The 680-nt window shown below is 56.5% G+C and carries 2 protein-coding genes; one reads left to right on the top strand and one right to left on the bottom strand.

All coding sequences use genetic code 11. The annotated features are described in order from the left end of the window. Positions 1–310: SDR family oxidoreductase (locus AC5O77_RS21880; protein WP_494507189.1), on the top strand; the 310-nt coding region annotated here is incomplete at its 5' end. Positions 311–416: 106 nt separating this feature from the next. Here AC5O77_RS21880 and AC5O77_RS21875 read toward each other — a convergent pair. Beyond that, positions 417–680 (bottom strand): cation:dicarboxylate symporter family transporter (locus AC5O77_RS21875; RefSeq protein WP_494507188.1); only part of this gene is annotated, 264 nt, incomplete at its 5' end.

Below are 680 nucleotides of genomic sequence, written 5' to 3'. Positions count from 1 at the left end.
CGCCTACACAGCCGCTAAACATGCGCTCGGCGGGTTAACCAAAGCAATGGCGCTGGAGTTGGTCAGGCATAAAATTTTGGTGAACGCAGTCGCACCTGGGGCGATCGCCACGCCAATGAACGGCATGGATGATGGCGACGTGAAGCCCGGCGCGGAGCCTTCGATTCCCTTGCGGCGTTTTGGCGCAACGCATGAGATTGCCAGCCTGGTGGTGTGGCTTTGTTCGGAGGGCGCAAATTACACCACTGGGCAGTCGTTGATAGTGGATGGCGGCTTTATGTTGGCGAATCCGCAGTTCAACCCAGAATAGCGCAGTGAGGTGCGTGGTTATTTCATTGGGTTAGGCCAGATAAGACACGCCAGCGTCGCATCAGGCATCCACACATTGCCGGGTGGATAACCCCGGCAATCTTCAATTATTGATCCGCAGTTTTATCAAATTTGCCCAGCACTTCACGCTCATAAGCCAGCGCCTTTTTGCGGTCAAATTTGTGTTCCCACTTGGCAAGCACCAGCACCGCCAGCGCATTACCCACCACGTTCAGCGCCGGACGCGCCATGTCGAGGATACGGACAACACCAGCAATAAACGCCAGGCCTTCCAGCGGAATACCTACGCTACCCAGCGTTGCCAGCAGCACCACAAACGACACGCCCGGCACGCCAGCAATCCCTTTCGA

This window comes from Stenotrophomonas sp. INTA L402-1, from assembly GCF_059295135.1.
This window is presented reverse-complemented; position numbering and strand designations above follow the sequence as displayed.